General features: G+C 42.7%; 13 protein-coding genes. 3 read left to right on the forward strand and 10 right to left on the reverse strand.

Annotated features, from left to right (window positions below; genetic code table 11):
- Window positions 1-5: 5 nt before the first annotated feature.
- The 9 genes from recD to malQ all read right to left on the reverse strand — a co-directional run bounded on the left by recD (window position 6) and on the right by malQ (window position 18145).
- Window positions 6-2054 carry an exodeoxyribonuclease V subunit alpha gene (gene recD, locus ACNAV8_RS02620; RefSeq protein WP_415777158.1) on the reverse strand — a complete coding sequence of 683 codons (2049 nt, stop codon included), beginning with the start codon at window positions 2052-2054 and terminating at the stop codon, window positions 6-8.
- Window positions 2054-5671 carry an exodeoxyribonuclease V subunit beta gene (recB, locus tag ACNAV8_RS02625; RefSeq protein WP_415777184.1) on the reverse strand — a complete coding sequence of 1206 codons (3618 nt, stop codon included), beginning with the start codon at window positions 5669-5671 and terminating at the stop codon, window positions 2054-2056. The genes recD and recB overlap by 1 nt, the downstream gene beginning before the upstream one ends.
- Before the next feature lie 6 nt (window positions 5672-5677).
- Entirely contained in the window at window positions 5678-6034 is a 357-nt protein-coding gene (locus ACNAV8_RS02630) for a DsrE/DsrF/TusD sulfur relay family protein (RefSeq protein ID WP_415777159.1), read from the reverse strand.
- 167 nt (window positions 6035-6201) lie between these two features.
- Window positions 6202-8664: a glycogen/starch/alpha-glucan phosphorylase gene (locus ACNAV8_RS02635; protein ID WP_103855137.1), complete on the reverse strand. Its 2463-nt coding sequence runs from the start codon at window positions 8662-8664 to the stop codon at window positions 6202-6204.
- A gap of 215 nt (window positions 8665-8879) precedes the next feature.
- Window positions 8880-10319, reverse strand: coding sequence for a glycogen synthase GlgA (gene glgA / locus ACNAV8_RS02640; RefSeq protein ID WP_103855138.1), 1440 nt, complete (start codon window positions 10317-10319; stop codon window positions 8880-8882).
- 75 nt (window positions 10320-10394) lie between these two features.
- Complete coding sequence (gene glgC, locus ACNAV8_RS02645; protein WP_103855921.1) at window positions 10395-11702, reverse strand: glucose-1-phosphate adenylyltransferase; 1308 nt, start codon at window positions 11700-11702, stop codon at window positions 10395-10397.
- Between the two features lie 38 nt (window positions 11703-11740).
- Window positions 11741-13738, reverse strand: a complete 1998-nt coding sequence (gene glgX / locus ACNAV8_RS02650) for a glycogen debranching protein GlgX (protein WP_415777160.1) — start codon at window positions 13736-13738, stop codon at window positions 11741-11743.
- A 12-nt stretch (window positions 13739-13750) separates the two neighbouring features.
- Window positions 13751-16030 carry a 1,4-alpha-glucan branching protein GlgB gene (gene glgB, locus ACNAV8_RS02655; protein WP_103855923.1) on the reverse strand — a complete coding sequence of 760 codons (2280 nt, stop codon included), beginning with the start codon at window positions 16028-16030 and terminating at the stop codon, window positions 13751-13753.
- 9 nt (window positions 16031-16039) lie between these two features.
- On the reverse strand, window positions 16040-18145 hold the full coding sequence (malQ, locus tag ACNAV8_RS02660; RefSeq protein ID WP_415777185.1) for a 4-alpha-glucanotransferase: 2106 nt from the start codon (window positions 18143-18145) through the stop codon (window positions 16040-16042).
- A gap of 200 nt (window positions 18146-18345) precedes the next feature.
- Here malQ and ACNAV8_RS02665 point away from each other — a divergent pair, with 200 nt between their 5' ends.
- Window positions 18346-18732, forward strand: coding sequence for a DUF805 domain-containing protein (locus tag ACNAV8_RS02665; protein ID WP_415777161.1), 387 nt, complete (start codon window positions 18346-18348; stop codon window positions 18730-18732).
- Window positions 18733-18792: 60 nt separating this feature from the next.
- Here ACNAV8_RS02665 and ACNAV8_RS02670 read toward each other — a convergent pair whose 3' ends face one another.
- A complete protein-coding gene (locus ACNAV8_RS02670; RefSeq protein ID WP_415777162.1) occupies window positions 18793-19233 on the reverse strand; it encodes a YcgN family cysteine cluster protein in 441 nt (146 codons plus the stop codon).
- Between the two features lie 175 nt (window positions 19234-19408).
- Between ACNAV8_RS02670 and ACNAV8_RS02675 the strand changes: the two genes are divergently transcribed.
- Together ACNAV8_RS02675 and ACNAV8_RS02680 are read left to right on the forward strand one after the other, a co-directional pair.
- Window positions 19409-20071 carry a Bax inhibitor-1/YccA family protein gene (locus tag ACNAV8_RS02675; protein ID WP_103852869.1) on the forward strand — a complete coding sequence of 221 codons (663 nt, stop codon included), beginning with the start codon at window positions 19409-19411 and terminating at the stop codon, window positions 20069-20071.
- Window positions 20072-20151: 80 nt separating this feature from the next.
- Window positions 20152-20481 (forward strand): TusE/DsrC/DsvC family sulfur relay protein, encoded by a 330-nt coding sequence (locus ACNAV8_RS02680; RefSeq protein ID WP_103855924.1) that lies wholly within the window; start codon window positions 20152-20154, stop codon window positions 20479-20481.
- The last annotated feature ends 55 nt before the right edge of the window (window positions 20482-20536 follow it).

The raw sequence follows: 20536 nt of genomic DNA on the forward strand, positions 1-20536 counted from the left end.
TTAATTCATTCAACAATTTCTTGCAACAACAACGCCAATCCACTTTGTCGTTTGGTTGGTTTTCTTACCGAGCTTTTCCAGCTTTGCTCCGTGCTAAACACGGTGGCTTGGTTTTTGGCGCGAGTAATGCCGGTGTAAACCAACTCGCGGGATAAAATCGGGTTGGGTTCAGTGGGCAACACCATAAAAGCGTGATCAAATTCAGAACCTTGCGATTTATGTACGGTCATCACAAAAGCGGGTTCGTGGCTTGGAATGCGGCTAGCTAATTCGCGTTTGCCATTTTCAAAATAAAAATGCCCGCGTGCGTTGCCTTGCTCATCAACAGTCAATAAATACAGCCCTACATCACCATTATATAAGCCTACGTTGCTGTCATTTTGCGTAATCATAATAGGTTTGCCGAGATAATGCTCACGCGCTTGATTAAATTGCACTAAGCCCTTTGCGCGTAAGCCTTCCGCAATCAGTTGATTGAGTTTCTCACTGCCCAACTCCCCTACGCGTAATGCGGTGAGATAACGCACTTTGTTAAATGCGGTAAAAATTTGTTGAATTTTTTCTGAATCTAACGGCTGATTTTGCGCCGTAATTTGCTGAATTAAGGTTAAAAAATCAGCGTAATTTTGCACCGCACTTTTCACAACCATATTGGCACAATATTGCTGATACGCCAGTGTATTCACGTCCATCGCTTGTGCAAATTGCATAAAATTCACTAAGGTTAAGGGGGCATTTGTTACAACATCACTTTTTGCCAAATCCCCTGCTTGCAACAGCTGCCAGCTTTCTTCGGCTTTGCCTTGATTAATCAACTTCGCGAGCTGACCAATGGCGGAATGTTCATCAAAACGATGGCTTTGGGTTAAATGGCAAAGGTGATCGCGAATTGGATTTCCTTTCTCCATCGCAGGCAAATGTTGCCCTGTAGTTTGTTGTAAATAAGCCACAAAATCAGGGCTATATCCCTGCGCAAGAAATTTGCCTAACTCTGCCAAAATCGCCCCTGCCTCCACGGAAGCAAGCTGATCTTTATCACCTAACAAAATCAATTTAGTTTGCGGTTTTAGGGCTTGTAATAATTTCGCCATTAGGGATAAATCAATCATTGAAGATTCGTCCACCACCAGCACATCAATGAGCAAAGGGTTTTGTTTATTATGGCGTAGTGTTTCTTCATAAAAACGTACGCCAAGCAAACGGTGCAAGGTTTCAGGCTGGGTAGGAATGGCTGCAATTAAGGTTTCAGGCAAAGCTAGCTCTGCTTGCAGACGAGCTAAGGAATTGTCCATACTCTCTTTTAACCGCGCTGTGGCTTTGCCAGTCGGCGCAACCAGTTTGATGCGTAAACCTTGCTGATACAACTCCTGCAAAGCAAGTAACAAGCGTGTTACAGTGGTGGTTTTGCCTGTTCCCGGCCCACCACTGATTAAGGTGAAAGGCTGTTTCAGCGCCATTGCCACCGCAATTTCTTGCCAGTTAATTTGTGTTGGCTGTGGTGAAGCTGGAAAATATTTCTGCAAAATGGTAGCGATGGCTTGCGGATCAAAAGTGCGGTCAAAAATTGCGGAATTTTGCACCGCACTTTGTTTTTTACGTTGATTTTCTGAATGGTGTTCAGTGCGTTTAATGGCATTAGCAAAATATTCCGCCACACGATATTCATCTTGCCAAATGCGATAAAAATACAAGGCGTTAAACTGAAATACCAAAGGTGAAACCTTGCTTTTCGGCTCAGTGGTAAACGCAATATGATCCTGCAATTCTGCAATCCATTGGCTGGCTGGCAGAAAAGCGATTTGTTCATTAATACGGTTCGCGTATTCCCGTTCGCTGTAAGGCAACAAATTCTGTAGCAGATTTTCTTCAAGCAACAAACAGCTATGCCCTTGCAAATAAGAATAATTGCACAACGCAGCCAATAAAATCGCTAAATTTTGCTGATGTAAGGAATAGGGTTTGCCTTGTTGTTTTTCGGCGATCAGCCGTGCAAAATGGTAATCAGCCTCGCTAAACACGCCTTTTTCTTTCAGTTCTTTCATTAGCCCAAGCATTAAAACAATTCCTCCAAGGCTTGAATTAGCCGCCAATCTGGCTTATCAAAATAAATACCGTTTTGATCTTGCCCATTCATTCCACGCAAGAACGTGTAAATCACGCCACCAAAATCTCGCTCATATTGATAATGTGGATCGCGGCTTTGTAAATAACGGTGCAACGCCAAGGTATAAAGCAAATATTGCCAGTCATAAAAACCATGTTTCATCACTTCAGGCAACTGCGCAGGCTGATAATTTTCCAGCTGATGACCAAGCAAATTTGACTTGTAATCCAAGACATAATATTTGCCTTGATGACGAAACACGAGATCGATAAAGCCTCGCAACATTCCTTGCAAGCGCTCAAAAATCAGATTTTGCGAAGAATATGGGTGATAATCTTGCAAAGCTCGGTTAAACGCTGTGGCGTCAAAGGCTTTATTGAGTTTCAAATAAAACTGCATTTCTTTTAAGCAATCTTGTTGTTGAATTTGAGCAAGGGTTAGGTTTTCCCCTGCCAATAATGGGCTGTGATAAATGGCATTAAACCATTGTTGCAAGGTGGAAATCCATTGCTCATCAAGCTGTAACAGCTGGCATAATTTGGCAAGATTTTGCTCATCAAGGGCGGATTGTACGGTATTTTTTTCTAAATAACGGTGCAAAATCGTCCCCACGCGCACGCCACTTGGCAAATCAAAAGGGCTATAACCTTGCGGATAAGCATTTTCATTTTCTTGTGGTGGCGTATTTTCTTCGCTTAAATTTGCTGTTGGCAGCACGTTGAAATCGTAATCCTTACCTTGATCAAAAACTGACGAAATTTGCCCCGCACTTTCATTTTCTGCCTGTAATTTCAATTTATTACGCTGATGCTTATGCACCATATCAGTGAAGCTGGTTACTCCCCAATGATATTCAATGTTGCCGTTAAATATGGCAGGACTAAAGATTTGATTGTGAGAAGCGGAAACTAAAGGTGCGCTTGCTTCAAGATCTTCAACACGATGAATGGCAACATTTGGCTCGCCCACTTTTTGCTGTAGGGCTTGCAATAATGAGCGGGTGTCATAGGCTTCGGATAATGTTATCTTTTCGCCAATCGTCCCTTCACTTAGGGCATAAAGCAAGCCATTCCATTTTTTCTCAAAGGATTTCGGCAGACAACACGCTACTTGGTATTTGGCGCGGGTGAGCGCCACATAAAGCAAACGCATTTCTTCTGCCAAATTTTCTTTCAAAACCAGCGCCGACTGCTGATTTTCCATATCCCACAACACTTGATCTTTTGCGTAATAGGTGGTGATGGTATCTTTGACACCTTTCGCAGGGGAGGCAATAAAGGGCAGCCACACCAAATCGTAAGCCAATCCTTTTGATTTATGAATCGTCACGATTTTCACTAAATCTCGTTCGCTTTCTAAACGAATGCTTTCTTCTAGCCGATCTGTTCCTTGGATTTGCTTTTCAAACCAACGCAATAAAGCGGCTTCGCTTTCGTTTAAGCGACTGGCTTGCTGCAACAGCTCTGCCAAGTGCAAGAAGTCGGTTAAAATACGCTCCCCTTGGCTACGCACAAGCAAGCGTTGGGTGAGTGAATTTTCTTCATTTAACAATAATTGGTGTAACATCACCAAAATGCCTTTTTGTTGCCACGTTTTTTGATAGGCAAAAAAGGCTTCCACCCAATGTTCCCACAGATTTTCATCTTGCTTAATTTGATAAATTTCCGCACTGGTTAAGCCAAATAATCGGGTGGCAATGGCGTTGAGAATGTGGCGTTCATTCAATGGGTTTAAACAAGCCTGCAAAATTAACGCCAATTCCTGTGCGGTTTCGCTGTCAAACACATTGCTTTTATCCGACAAATACACCGAAGCAATGCCTAAATTTTGCAAGGCAGTTTTAACGCTCAGCGCTTCTTTCCAACTGCGCACTAACACCGCGATATTTTTGGCTTGCAATGGCTCATCACCAAATTTTGCGTGATTTTGCACCGCACTTTTTAACCATTGTTGAATGGAAATGGCACAGGTTTCGGCAAATTGCTCTTGATTATACGCATCGCCTAAATAGCAACTTAAGGCTGGCTCATCTTGTCCGTTAAGGTTAAAGTGCGGTAGATTTTTCCCGGCTTTTACGGGCTCAAACTGAATTTCATTAAATAAAAATGGCGCGGGCTGTTCAAAATCAAAAATCCCATTGACACATTGGATTAATGCGGTGGTGGAACGCCAGTTTTCTTTCAGTGTAAAACGCTGATTGGCTTGTTGTGAAGCCTTAAAATAAGTAAAAATATCTGCGCCACGGAATTTATAAATGGATTGCTTTGGATCACCAATCATTATAAAGCCTGATTGTGGTGTTTGATTTTCAATATAAATTTTAGAGAATATTTGGTATTGTTGGGCATCCGTATCCTGAAACTCATCAATCATTGCAAAGGGATATTGATTGCGAATCAGCGCGGCTAATTCTTGCCCATTCTCGCCACATAAGCCTTCTCGCACTAAACGCAACAAATCATCAAAGCTTTTTTGCGTGTGATGATTTTTGTAATCAAATAATTTTTGTCGAATAGTTTGAATGGAATGGTAAAGCACAATGGGCAACGTGAGGGAAATGCCTTCCGACTGTTCAATCAGTTTTTCCGCTTGGCTTAATAAAGAATGTTGCAACGGCTCAAAATCCGTTTTCATTTTTGCCGCAATATCTTTTTCCGTAAAATAAATGAGAATATCCGGTAAGCTATAATTATCGGGATCTTCCGCCCACGCACGCATTTTCTCAAAGCGTCCTAGCATATGATCTGCACGGTAATTTTTAATTTGTGCTTTATTCTTTTCTAGAAATTCTGCGAGTTTTTGCTCATTCGCCAACCATTCTTGCTTAAATTCCTCAATCGCCTGATAGCGAGCCAATAAATGTTGTTGGAGAAATTCATCAAGAGAAAGGTCAAGCAGGCTTGGATCAGAAAGTGCCACATCAAAGGCTTCTTTGCCTAAATAAGGCCTAATTGTTTTCAGTAATTCCTGTGGTGATTTTAAGGCTTTGTAAACCCATTTCGCCACGATGACGGGCTGATGATAAAATGCTTCGCGCCAAAATTCATTGGTGAGACGTTCAAGTAATTCACTCTCATCTCTCACCAATTCCAAATTAAAATGCACGCCTGAATTAAAGGCATATTGCATTAACATACGGCGACAAAAACTGTGGATCGTGTAAATGGCGGCGGTATCCATACTTTGCTCCGCCCAGTTAAGGCGTTGAATACTTTGCGACAAATCGGGCAAGGTTTTGACAAGCTCGCCTAATAGGGGATCACCACCCGCGATGAAAACCTGCGGATCACTACTGGCTTGATATTGAAGCAATAATTGCTTGCTTTGATAAATCCTTGCTCGAATACGCTCCCGCAATTCTTGAGTTGCCATATCGGTAAAGGTAACCACCAAAATTTTATCCACGGGCAACGGCTGGTCAAAGCAATTTTCGCCCGCTTGTAGCAATAAACGAATATACAATGAAGCCATTGTGTAAGTTTTACCCGTTCCCGCGGACGCTTCGATCAGGCTAACGCCCTGCAACGGCATTGTGGCTGGATTGAGTGTTTGCGTTTTTGTCGTCATCATAAATTAAAAATTCAGTACCTTATCTGCTTCCATTGTCCAATCTGCAAGCTCAATTAATGTGCCAATTTCTACCCCATCAGCAAGTGGTGCATTGTGAATGCCACGCGCATTGGCACAAGTTTTGCATAGTTTTACCATTACCCCTTGTGCAGTGAGAATTTCGATCATTTGTTGTAAATGATAGCCCTCCGCTGGCTGTTGTTGAGCTAAACCGCCCACCACGGCGTCAGACATAAAAAATAAGCGTAATTGCACCGCACTTTTATGTTGTTCTTGTAACTGCAAGGCAAGGCGTAAAGCGCTGAAAAAATGTTCATCGCCATAAGGGGGAGAATGCACAATAAATAAGATGTTTTGCATAAGAATGTCCTTTTGAGATCAGTTTGAGAGCGGATAATCGCTTGATTAAGCTGCATTAATCATACTGCCTATAATGCGTTATGCTCGCTTATTTTACACTGATAAGGATAATAAAAAAGTGGGCATTTGCGATTTGCCCACTTTTGTTAAGGTGTTTGCTCAAAAACTTAGTTTAATTTGAGCGGTTGGATTTTCCAGATTTTTTTCGCATATTCTTCAATGGTTCTGTCTGATGAGAAGAAGCTCATATTGACTATATTTTGTAACGCACTGTTTGTCCAAGCCTTTTGATCACGGTATTTTTCATCAACCCGTTTTTGTGCTTCCACATAGCTTTGGAAGTCGGCAAAGGATTGATAATAATCGTGATAACACAAGCCATTGAGGAAATCTTGATAACGGTGCGGGTCATTCGGGGAGAAGAAGCCTGACGTGATTTGGTCAATCACACGGCGTAACTGTTCATTGCTTTGGTAAATGTCGTAAGGGCGGTACCCGTTACGACGTAACGCTTCCACTTCCTCAACGGTATGACCAAAAATGAAAATGTTATTTTCGCCCACGTTTTCCAAGATTTCTACGTTTGCCCCGTCTAATGTGCCAAGGGTTAATGCACCATTAAGAGCGAACTTCATATTACTTGTGCCTGAGGCTTCCGTTCCTGCAAGGGAAATTTGCTCAGAAATATCGGCAGCTGGAATGATAATTTGCGCAAGGCTTACGCTGTAATTCGGGATAAACACCACTTTTAAGCGACCCTGCAAGCGTTCATCGTTATTGATGATTTTCGCCACATCATTGATTAAATTAATGGTTTGTTTCGCCGCATAATAGGCTGATGCCGCTTTCCCTGCAAGAATGAATACGCGTGGTGTCCAGTCTTTTTCTGGATTCTCTAGCATTTCATTATAACGTGCAACGATATGCAAGACGTTGAGAATTTGGCGTTTGTATTCGTGGATACGCTTCACTTGCACATCAAATAAGGCATCAGGGTTTAATTCAATCCCCAATTCTTTTTTCACATAGTCGGCTAAACGCTGTTTGTTCGCACGTTTAATCGCGGGAATGGCTTGTTGCACTTCTGCGTCATTGATATGGGCTTTGAGTTCCGTCAATAAGCTCAAATCACGTCGCCATTCTGTGCCGATATAACGGTCAAATAAGGCGGAAAGATCTGGGTTTGCCACCGCAATCCAACGGCGTGGCGTAATCCCATTGGTTACATTGGTAAAGCGTTCTGGGTAAATGTGGGCAAAGTCGGCAAAGGTAGAGGTTTTCATTAAATCCGAATGAATGGCAGCAACCCCATTAACTTTGTGTGATCCCACCACAGAAAGCCAGCCCATACGCACTTTACGCGTATCGCCCTCTTCGATCAGAGAAACACGGCGAATGAAATCATCGTCTGTAGTAACATAAGTGCGGACATATTCTAAGAAATAATCATTGATTTCAAAGATAATTTGCAAATGGCGAGGGAGGTTTTTCGCCATCATTTCCACTGGCCAAGTTTCCAAGGCCTCAGACATCAAGGTGTGGCAAGTGTAGGAGAAAATACGGCGGCACATATCCCACGCGGTTTTCCAATCATAGCCTTCTTTATCCACCAAAATATACATTAATTCAGGAATGGCAAGGGCTGGGTGAGTGTCATTGAGGTGAATAGCAACTTTATCGGCTAAATTTTTCACTGTGCCGTGGGTGCGTTTGTGGCGTTTGATAATGTCTTGCAATGAGGCTGACACTAAGAAATATTCTTGGCGTAATCGCAATTCACGCCCAGCCCAAGTGGAATCATCAGGGTATAACACACGAGAAACATTTTCGCTTGCGGCACGGGTTTCAATGGCACGGAAATAATCCCCACGGTTAAATTCTGCCAAATTGAAAGAATCCCCCGCGTGGGCACTCCATAAACGTAAGGTCGCTGCACTGTCGTTGTCATAGCCAGGGATCATTTGATCATAAGCAAGTGCGGTGATTTCTTCGCTTGAATCCCAAACGCATTTTTTACCTTCAAAATAAATGTGTCCACCAAATTGAATATTAAAGCGTTTGGACGGTCGCATAAATTCCCAAGGTGCGCCTTTTTCCAACCACGCATCAGGTTTTTCTACTTGTTTGCCCTCTTCAATGGCTTGTTGGAACATTCCATATTCGTAGCGGATACCATAGCCCATCGCGGGAATCGCAAGGGTGGCGATAGAATCCATAAAGCAGGCAGCTAAACGCCCCAAGCCCCCATTTCCTAAACCGGGATCGACCTCTTTTTCGATGATTTCTTCTAAATCCACATCAAGCTCTGCCAACGCGTCTTTAGCAAGGCTGTAAACGCCCTCTGCGATTAATGCGTTGGACAAGGTTCGTCCTATTAAATATTCCATTGATAAATAATAAACGCGACGAGTATCTTCACTGCGGGCTTCTTTCGCGGTGGAAATCCAGCCTTCGGTAACCAGATCACGCACGGCATAAAGGGTGGCATTTAGCCAATCACGCTGGCTTGCCTCTTGCGGGGAACGTCCAATTAAGAAAATCAATTTATACACAATCGCCTTTTTCAGCGATTCTGTGGTTTGCTCAGGTTGGTTATAAGAAAATGGAAAATCGGTATTATCCATTGTCATAGATGGCTCTCCTAATCTATTTCAATTTAAAATCGGCGTATTTTTACGCCTTTTGCATAAAAATACAACAAAAATTCACTAAAAAATGTGCGTTTTTATGACCGCACTTTGGTTTCGATAACCTTACGCCCGTTGAGGTCAAAATAATACGGCATTATCCATTTCTAAGTTGAACCTTGCCGTATTATTTGCCTCGCCTATGTTGAGCGTTTTAATCACACACCCAACAAGCGTTGATACAAGGTTTGGTAATGCTTCGCGGCAATTTGCCAGCTAAAATCTTGCTCCATTGCCACCGCTCTTACGCCTTGCCATAAACGCTGTTTTTGCCATAAGGCGAATGCGTTATTGATCGCCCAACAAAGCCCCTCTACATTGGCATCATTAAAAACGAACCCCGTGGCTCGGCGGGCTTTGATGTTTTCTGAATGGCTGTCCACCACCGTATCTGCCAATCCGCCTGTAGCACGCACGAGCGGTAATGTGCCGTATTTCAAGCCATAAAGCTGGGTTAAACCACAAGGTTCAAAGCGACTTGGCACGAAAATCACATCGCCCCCTGCGATAATGAGATGGGATAAGGCTTCATCATAGCCAATTTTCACCGCGATATTTTCAGGATAATAGGCGGCAAGTTGGCGTAACCCCTCTTCTAAATGGGCTGCTCCCGAGCCTAACACCACAAGCTGACCGCCTTGTTGTACCAAAGTTTCGGCACTTTGTAGCAATAAATCCACGCCTTTTTGTTCCGTGAGGCGGGTAACCATCACAAATAATAATGCCTCCGGATTTTGTGGTAAGTTGAAATAAGCCTGCAATTTTTCTTTGTTCTTCCGCTTGCCTGTCATTGCTTTTAATTTGTAATGATCTTCAATATAAGGATCACTATTTGGATTCCAAATGTATTCATCAACGCCGTTGAGAATGCCGACTAAACGCCCCTCGTGGCGTAAAGCACTTAATAAGCCTTGCAAGCCGTAACCAAATTCTGGCGTGGTAATTTCTTGGGCGTAGGTTGGGCTAACGGCGGTTACCACATCTGAATAATAAAGTCCTGATTTTAAATAGGAAATTTGTCCGTGTAGCTCTAAGCCATTAATATTGAACATTTCCCAAGGTAGCCCTAACTCAAATAAATGATGATAAGAAAATACCCCTTGATAAGCGAGATTGTGAATGGTAAACACCGATTTTGCGGGGCGGCCTTTCGCCGCCAAGTAGGCACTGGCTAAGCCTGCGTGCCAATCGTGGGCGTGTACCACTTCCGCTTGCCACCACGCATCTAAGCCCACCGCTAACTCAGCTCCCACCCAGCCGAGCAAGGCGAAGCGTTTATAGTTATCGGCATAATCGTTGTACCATTGATCGTGATAAGGGTTGCCCTCTCTGGCATACAAGTGCGGTGCGTCAATCAAATAAACGCCCAGCCCGTTGTATTCTCCATAACGCAGCACAATATGCCCTGCGAAATTATCAAATTCCGCCACCACAACGGTGTGAGGAATACCTGCTACAATAGCAGGATAGGCTGGTAATACAACACGGCTGTCAATGCCAATTTGCTGTTGTGCGAAAGGTAATGCCCCCATTACATCTGCTAATCCGCCTGTTTTCAGTAAGGGATAAAGTTCTGAACAAACGTGTAAAACTCTCATTATTTTTTTATCCTTAAAACAGAGAAATACGGTGAAAATTTCGCAAAATTTCACCGCACTTCTCTTTACGTCGTATTAATCTAAATGCGCTTCAAACGCAACTGTTTCACCATTTAACTTCTTTAACATTGATGCAGTAACTAACACTACCCCACCGCTACTTACTCTAAAGCGTTTGCTATCAAGTTCTAAATCAACACCAATTTGCATTCCGTCAGGAATCACCGAATGACGATCCACAATGCAACGTTTGAGTATGCAATTTTTGCCAATAGTAACTTGTGGCAACACCACACTATGATCGACGAGCGATCCCTCTTGCACCGTAACGCGATCAAACAGCACCGAATAGCTAATTGACGCATCGGTGATCACACAACCGCCCGAAATCAAGCAGTTATCGACGGGCTTAATGTCCGATTTACTATAAAAGAATTTTGATGGATAAGTTTGCGTTGGGTTACCGCGAATCGGCCAGCGTTGATCGTAAATATCCAACTGCGGATTTTCGGAGACTAAATCGATGTTGGATTGCCAAAAACTATCCAATGTTCCCACATCACGCCAGTAAATTTCGCCATCGGTGTTACGTCCCATACAAGAACGGCTAAATGGGTGGGCGTACAATGTGCCTTCTTCAAGGCATTTCGGTAAGATGTCTTTACCAAAATCGTGGGAGGTGTAAGGGGTGTTCACTTCACGCTCTAAAATATCGTAAAGATAATCGGCGTTAAATACATAAATTCCCATCGAAGCTAAGGATACGTTAGGTTTGCCTGCCATTGCTGGGGGATCTTTCGGTTTTTCCACAAAGGCTTTTACTTTAAGATTTTCGTCCACTGCCATTACACCAAATTCGCAGGCTTTTTCTCGCTCTACTTCAATACAGCCCACCGTACATTTTGCATTGCTAGAAACGTGATCGAGCAACATTTGGCTGTAATCTTGTTTGTAGATGTGATCGCCTGCCAAAATCAGAATGTATTTCGGGCAGTAATGATCGCGAATAATCGCCATATTTTGATACACTGCGTCCGCCGTGCCACGATACCAAGTGGAATCATCAATTTGCTGACGCGCTGGGAGCATATCAATGAACTCACCACGCTCTTGTGGCAAGAACGACCAGCCTTTTTGTAAATGGCGTAATAATGAATGTGCTGCATATTGGGTAACCACACCAATATGGTTTAGCCCTGAGTTAATACAGTTGGATAACGCAAAATCAATAATTCGTCTGTTGCCGCCAAAATAAAGTGCCGGTTTTGCGCGTTTATCTGTTAGCTCATAAAGTCTTGAACCACGTCCACCCGCAAGAATTAACACCAAGGTATCTTTCACAAGATCATATTTATTGGGTGATTTTGAAATACTGTTGCTCATTGCATTTTCCTCGCATTAATTTATTGATTGCTCAATAGTCATTTCCTTTTTTTCGTGCAACATACGAATGCGAGATCATTTACAGCCCATCGATTTCCTTGCATTTGTACTGACGCACCACAATATACAACTTCCCATTTCCCTTCAGGCAACAAGAATGTTTGTAATTCTGCTTTTGCATTGATTAAAAGTAACCAGTCTTCATCTAACTGGATTTGCATTGCTTTGCTGTGCGGATTATGCCAATCCGCCACTGTCATTATTTCCCCTTGCACATTTCGCCATTGCACATTTTTTTCACTCCACCATTCATCGCGTTGTAAACTCGGTATCGCTTTTCTCAAGGCAATGAACTGTTTTGTAGCTTCAAATAAGTGCGGTTGAAATTTTTGCCAATTTAGCCAAGTGATTTCATTATCTTGGCAATAGGCGTTATTGTTGCCTTGTTGGCTATGTCCAAATTCATCGCCCGCTAACAGCATTGGCGTACCGTTGGCAAGCAACAAACTGCCAAGCAAACCGCAACAAGTTAAAAAGCGTTGATATTTCACGTCATCGGGAATATTTTCCACGCCCTCTATACCGTGGTTATAACTGTAATTTTCATTGCGACCATCACGATTATCTTCCCCATTCGCGAGATTATGCTTTTGGTTATAGCTGGTGAGATCGCACAGGGTAAAGCCATCGTGAGCGGTGATAAAATTAATCGAATGATGGGGTTTTCGCCCGCTGTGTTGATAAATTTCACTTGAACCTGCAAAGCGTTGAGCAAAACCACCCAGCTCCCCACTTTTCCATAACCAAAAACGACACAGATCATCACGAAAGCGATCGTTCCATTCGGCAAAATAAGGCGGGAAATTGCCCACTTGATAGCCCCCCTCGCCAATGTCCCAAGGTTCTGCAATAAATTTACAGTGCTGTAAACGTGGCTCTTGTGCAATTTCTGCAAACAGCTGTGCTTGTGGGTTAAAAGCTGGGGTTTCTCTGCCTAGCACTGTGGCGAGATCAAAACGGAAACCGTCAATATGACATTCTTCCACCCAATAAATTAAGCAATCCAACACCCAGCGGCGAGTAATATCATTGGCTAAATTTAAGGTATTGCCGCAGCCTGTGGCGTTTAGATATTCACCCTGCTCGTTTTGCCAATAGTAAGTCCGATCATCAATTCCACGCTGGCTAAAGGTTGGAAAATGTTTTTCTGATTCCATACTGTGGTTGAATACCACATCTAAAATCACTTCAATGCCCGCTTGGTGAAGTGCGCGAACCATTGTTTTAAATTCGCTTAATGGCGTTGTACCAGCTTGCCCCGACCAATATTCCGACTCCACCGCAAACATCGCTAAAGGGCTATATCCCCAATAATTAGCTAAGCCTTTTTCCTGTAAATGGGGTTCATCAAGGTGATAATTTATTGGCAAAATTTCCACCGCACTTATGCCGAGTTCTTTTAAATAGGCAATCATTGTGGGGTGCGCTAAACCCGCATAAGTGCCACGAATGGCTTCGGGTAAATCTTGGCGAAGCTGGGTGAAACCTTTGATGTGCAATTCATAAATCAAGGTTTCCGCCCAAGGGGTAGCAAGTGGTTTATCCCCTTGCCAATCAAAGTGTTCATCAACTAACACCGCTTTCGGGGCGAGGCTGGCGTTATCTCGACGATCGCTTAACAAAAACCATTCACACTTTTCCGTACTGCTTAAATCTGGCTTACCGATCACCGCTTTGGCATAAGGATCGAGCATTAATTTTTGCGGGTTGCACAACGTCCCCGCTTTGCCCTCAAGCCGAAAGCCGTATTCTGTGCCATAAGGCAAATCCCCTACCCACAAATGCCAAATATCCCCCGTTTGATACATTTCTAAAGGCAACTCTTGCCCATCAAAAAATAAGCATAATCTGACATTTTCCGCACAGGCAGAAAAAATCGCGAAGTTCCACCCCGCCTCGCCTTGATGACTTCCCGTCTGCGGGCGACTAAAGGTACTTCCTAAGGGGTAAGGTTTGCCGATTGCCGTGTTGATCATTGCTTATCTTGCCTATTTTCTTTTATTTGTTCTTTGCCCTTTGGCAACTTTAACCCCTTTGTCTTTTGTGCTTTGAGGCTTGTGCGTTTTTTCCGCTTTTGCAGGTTTCTTCCATTTCAAATACAAGGTTGCCAGTGGCGGGATGGTGATGGAAATGGATTGGGCTTTATCGTGGCTCGCGATGGATTCACTCACCACCACGCCTTGATTACCTAAATTTGAGCCTTGATAAAATGCCGAATCAGAATTAAGAATTTCTTCATACTCCCCTGCTTCATTCACGCCAAAGCGATAATCATAACGTGGCACTGGCGTAAAGTTACTGATTACAATAATGCGCTCATCATCGCGGCTGCAACGCTCAAACACGAACACGGAATTTTGATAGTCGTCCACCACAAGCCAATTAAAGCCTGCAGGGTCATAATCCAACTCATATAAAGCGGGGTGCGTTTGATAAGTGCGGTTCAAATCTTGCACAAATTTTTGCACGCCTTTATGCCAGCCTCCGCCGATATTTTCATCGAGCAAGAACCAATCAAGGCTTTCTTGATAGTTCCATTCTCGCCCCTGAGCAAATTCATTACCCATAAAGAGCAATTTTTTCCCTGGATAGCCCCACATATAGCCATAATATGCCCGTAGGTTGGCAAATTTTTGCCACGCATCACCGGGCATTTTGCCGATAAGCGAGCCTTTGCCGTGTACCACTTCATCGTGCGAAAGAGGAAGCACGAAATTTTCGCTGTATTGATACATCATTCCAAAGGTCATTTGGCTGTGGTGATGTTGGCGATAAATGGGATCTTTTTGCATATAGGATAGCGTGTCGTTCATCCACCCCATATTCCATTTGAAGTGGAAACCTAGCCCGCCATCTTGCGGTGGGTGCGTAACGCCCGCAAAAGAAGTGGATTCTTCCGCAATGGTGATCGCCCCCGCATTTTCTGTTCCCAATACATAATTGGTGTGTTTTAAAAATTCGATCGCCTCTAAATTTTCCCGACCGCCATATTGATTTGGAATCCATTGTCCATCAGCACGGCTGTAATCACGGTAAATCATTGATGCCACCGCGTCCACACGCAAGCCGTCTAAACCAAAGCGTTCTAGCCAATATAACGCATTGCCAGATAAGAAGTTTTTAACTTCATAACGACCGTAGTTATAAATCAACGTGTTCCAATCTTGATGATAGCCCTCTTTCGGATCGGCATATTCATATAACGCCGTGCCGTCAAAGGCTGCCAAACCGTGGGTATCACTTGGGAAATGCCCTGGAACCCAATCTAAAATCACATTAATTCCCGCCTCGTGAGCTTTCTCGATTAAACGTTTAAAGCCCTCCGCCGTGCCGAAACGGCTAGTTGGGGAATAAAGCCCGATAGGTTGATAACCCCAAGAGCCGTCAAAAGGAAATTCTGACAACGGCAAAAATTCAATATGGGTGAAACCCATTTCTTTCACATAAGGGATCAGCTCATCAGCGATTTCATCGTAATCTAACCAAAAATTGTTCGCGAGATTTCGCCGCCAAGAGCCTAAATGCACTTCATAAATGGAAATCGGCTGATCAAACTGGTTGGCTTTGCGACGTTTTTCCGTCATTTCCACCACATTCGGCAATGGGCTAATTTGCGAAGCAGTATCAGGACGAAGCTGTGAGCTAAAGGCATAAGGGTCGGCTTTCAAACGGAGCTGATCGTTACAATCCAATAATTCAAATTTATACAATTGACCCAGTGCCACTTTAGGGATAAACAGCTCCCAAATACCACTTGAGGAATGAAAACGCATCGGGTGGCGGCGACCGTCCCAATAGTTGAAATCACCCACCACCGAAACCCGCTTCGCATTCGGTGCCCATAAGCGGAAATTCACACCTGATACGCCCTCGCATTGCATAAAGTGCGCACCTAAAATTTCATAAGGGCGTAAATGTGAGCCTTCCGCCAATAGCCAATTATCCAGCTCTTGAATCATTGGGTGAAAACGGTACGGATCTTCTACAATCTGTGGTTCATTACCCCAATAGACTTCTAATTGATAAGCAAAAAAACTGTGTGTGTTTGGAATGATACCCGCAAAAAAGCCACGTTCATCAAGGCAATCTAAGGGATAAACCTTGCTTGGATTGTCTTTATCCAGCACCTTAACCTGATTGGCATCAGGCAATAATACGCGAACTTCAATGCCCTTTTCTGTTTCGTGCATACCCAGCACAGAAAAGGGATCGGAATGCGTGCCGTTGAAAAAGGCATTAATGGCTTGTTGTGGAAGCAATGTATTCATATAAACCTCTTATCGCTGACGTGCTTGGTTAATTTCAGTTAAAAGTGCGGTGATATTTTTATCAGAAAAAATGTCCTCAATGGTTCGGGCTAATTTCATACGCCAATTTGGATATTCCATTGACGTGCCGGGCAGATTGAAGGAAATTTCCTGTTCAATTAAATTTTCCAGTTGAACGCCGATAAGCTTGGTTTGGCTTTCGGCTAAATAAAGGTGGATCACACGCATTAAATTTTGGTGCATTGCCATTGTGAGGGCATCGCCCCAGTAATCGTCAGGTAAATATTGATCGCGGTGCAAGCTGTTTAATAAGGCTTGTTTATCTAATAACCGCTGATCGTATTTTTGTTTTAGCCCCTCGCCTGCCAATATGCCGAGCTGAGCAAAATGGGCTAAATCACGGCAATGCCAAAAACTCGCGAGTGAGGGAACATCGTGCGTGCCGATAGTGGCAAAAGCATTTTGTGGAAAGGTCTTTTTATCAGGATAATGCAAACCCTGTTTTTCAAAATACAGCACAAAATAAGAAAAAATCTGAAATTCGTTCAATTTCCACCGCACTTCATCAGGCACAGTACCTAAATCCTCACCCACGATAAAGCATTGATTTCGTTGGCTTTCAATGGCTAAAATCGCCATTAATTCAGCAAAAGGATAATGCACATAAAGCCCATCGGCTGCGGTTTTTTCTGGCGGAATAAGCCATAAACGGAACAGCCCCATAATATGATCGATACGCAACACGCCAAAATGTTGCATATTGGCACGCAATAATTCAATAAACGGTTGGAAACCTCGAGCTTTCAACTCAGTCGGATTATAAGGCGGAATATTCCAATTTTGCCCCACGGGCCCTAAAGGATCGGGCGGTGCGCCGACAGAAGCCTGAATGCAATATAAATCAGGATCTGCCCACACATCGGCACTGCCCCTTGAGCTACTTACGGCTAAATCGCCATAAATACCTAAGCGCATTCCTTTCGCTTGGCATAAGGTTTGCAGATCATTAAGTTGTTCTTGCGCCAGCCATTGTAACCAGCAATAAAACATCACTTGGTCTTTATGCTGACGGATTAATTTATCCCGTTGTTTATCATTAAGCTGTTGATATTGTTGCCAACCCAGCCAACCAATTTGATCTTCTTGCTCAATGGCTTGATGGGAACTTTGGCAATCTAAGCATTCAAATAAGCCTTGATATAACAAGCCGTTGCCCTGTTGTTTAACAAAATCCGAAAAGGCTTTTTGTCGTTGTTGCATTTTTGCCGCACGGCTACGTTGGAAATAGGCATAAAGTTTCTCAAGTGCGGTGAATTTTAGCTGAGTTATTTCTGTATAATTCACTTGCTCCGCTTGACGTAACGCTGTGAGTTGCTGTTGAACATTATCTTGATTCAGCCAATTTTGCACAGATTTACACAATTTAAATTCAGGTAGCTGGTCAATGGCGAGGTAAAGCCAATTCAAATAGCGTCTTGATGCTGAACTATAAGGGCTTGCCCATTCAGGCACGGCAGAATACATTGCGTGTAACGGGTTAATGCCGATAAATTCCGCCCCATACAGCACGCCCTGTTCCACCAAATAAGCCAGATCAGCAAAATCCCCAATCCCCCAATTTCGTGCTGAACGTAAGCTATAAAGCTGAACATTCAAGCCCCACGCTTTTTGCTGTTGAAAAATTGCAGGTTGATAGGCGGTTTTCGGGCTAACCAAAAGGCGAACGTGGTAGTTTCTTTCGTGGCTGGAAAGCTGTAAAAGATAATAGCCAAAAGGCTTCGCAGGAAAAGAAAGTTGATGATTAGAAAAGGAAAGTGGTGTTACAGGCTGATGTTGTTCATTAAATAAGGTAACTTGAAGAATATGGCTGTCGAGATTTAACCGTGCAATATCATAAACAATGGTTTCTCCCTCCCGCGCCACAAAAACATCATCAAATTGCACCGCACTTTTATTTTCTATATCCTCTGGATTTTCTCTCTGTAAGGAAAGCAACTCAATAAAATACGCCAAACTCTCTGGATTGGCATAAATCAAATTGCCGTCAATATCATAATGAGAAATGGCAATGCCTAATTTCTCAGCCTTTGCTTGAAGTGTTGCGCTAATATCCATATGCTTTTCCAACAACCATAAATACTGGAGAATTAACTTCATTCTACAAATCAATGAGTTAAAAGCAAACGGTTTCCTTTAAATTCGTGATCTCCGTCAAATAAAGATTTTTTCTTTTAAAGACAAAAAATTGCTAATTGACAGAGATATTGCCAATTTCTAGAATAATTAAATTTTTCAAGGAAAATTAAAGGATAAAAATGAACTGGTATTTGTATGTACTAAAAAACTATGCGCAATTTAATGGGCGCGCAAGACGTAAAGAATTTTGGTGGTTTGTGGCGGTTGATTTTTTATTGTATGTAATTTTAGGTATGCTCGATTTTGTTTTACTTAATAACGATTTCGGATTTACTGGCGTTTATGGCCTTGCGACCTTAATCCCCTCTTTAGCGGTGAGAGTAAGACGATTACACGATACCGATCGCTCAGGCTGGTGGTTATTAATTGGCTTTATCCCTGTAATCGGTTTTATTGTGCTATTCATCTTTGCTTGTTTAGACGGAACACGGGGGAGAAATCGTTTTGGCGAAGATCCTAAAAATCCCGTAAATGAGCAACTCACTCACGCTAAATTCACTATCTAAAAATATATAGAAATATATAGAAAAAGTGCGGTAAAAATTACCGCTCTTTTTTATTCATCTTTATTCATCATCAATCACAAACTCAAACCAATCAATCACATCTTTTTCGTGAATGCCGTTTTCAATAGGAATATGCGCGAGCTTTACGCTATTGGGATCGCCAGAAATTAACGGATGCCAATCAAACAGCGGTTTATTTTCATATAATAACCGATAGGCACAGGTAGCTGGCAGCCAATGGAAATCAGGCAAATTCTTTTTGGTGAGCTTGGTACAATCTGGCTCAAGTTGAAACCGTTGCGCATAATTACCGCACTTCGCGCTGTCTAAATCAAGCAAATTGCAGGCAATGCGAGTGAAATACAGCTTTTTGCGCCGCCCACGGCCCTCAATAAATTTACGATAACAGCATTTGCCACAACCATCGCACAGGGCTTCCCATTCTGCTTCATTCATTTCTAACAGCGATTTATGCTGCCAAAAGTTTTTTTCTAATAGCATTGTTATTTGTTTTGTTGCTGATTTCTTAAAATTGTGTTGAATTATAACAATCCTCACGTTTTTTTCCTATGCAAGCCAATGTTAAACTGATAAAAATCCATCGACATTCATTGACTTTTCCCCCACTAGCCTATACTTTATAACCTTGATTTTTATATTAATAACAGGAGCGTTTATGCAATCTCGTTTAATCGTTGAAGACAGCCGTCAAGAATCGGTGTTGGCCACCAACAAGGTGTTACGCAACACTTATTTCTTATTGGCGTTAACCTTAACTTTTTCTGCGGTTGTTGCTTATGTGGCAATGACATTAAATGTTGCCCCATTACATTTTGGTGTGTTATTGGTGGGCTTTTATGGCTTATTATTTTTAAATAGCGCCTTAGAAAACAGTGCGTGGGGGATTCTTTCCACTTTCGCTTTAACTGGTTTTATTGGTTATTCTTTAGGGCCAGTATTAAATATGTATATTGGCGCAGGCTTAGGTGATTTAATCGCTCTTGCCCTTGGCGGCACCGCTGCGGTGTTCTTTGCCTGTTCTTTCTATGTCCTCAGCACGAAAAAAGATATGTCATTCCTTTCTGGTATGATGTTTACCTTGTTTATCGTGCTTGTGGTAGGAATGATCGCCAGCTTCTTCTTTAAAATGCCTGCATTCTATGTGGCGTTAAGCTCATTATTTATCGTGTTCTCTAGTATGGGCATTTTATATCAAACCAGCAGCATCATTCACGGCGGCGAAACTAACTATATTCGCGCAACAGTAAGCCTTTATGTGTCTATTTATAATATCTTTGTGAGTTTATTAAACTTGCTTGGTATTTTACGCAATGATTAATTATTGCTTTAATTGGTAAATTCAGCGCCCCTTTTTAGGGGCGTTTTTGTATAATTAAACAGATGAATAAGGAAACAACAATGCTCAATATTAACGATACGACTATTGAAACCGATAACGAAGGCTATTTGTTGGATTTAACACAATGGACGCCCGAAGTGGCACTAGCCATTGCAGAAAAAGAGGGGCTGAGCTTAACCGAAGCCCATTGGGAAGTGATTTATTTTGTGCGTGATTTTTATCAGGAATACAACACTTCACCAGCGATCAGAATGTTGGTGAAAGCAATGGCACAAAAACTAGGCGAAGATAAGGGTAACAGCCGTTATTTACAACGTTTATTCCCTGAAGGGCCAGCCAAGCAAGCCACAAAACTGGCAGGGTTACCAAAACCAGCAAAATGCCTATAATTTGAGAATCATTCGTATTTACTTGATGAGCTTTGTGTTTTATAATAGCGGAAAA

Source organism: Avibacterium endocarditidis, assembly GCF_965138825.1.
In the GTDB taxonomy this organism is placed as follows: Bacteria; Pseudomonadota; Gammaproteobacteria; order Enterobacterales; family Pasteurellaceae; genus Avibacterium; species Avibacterium endocarditidis.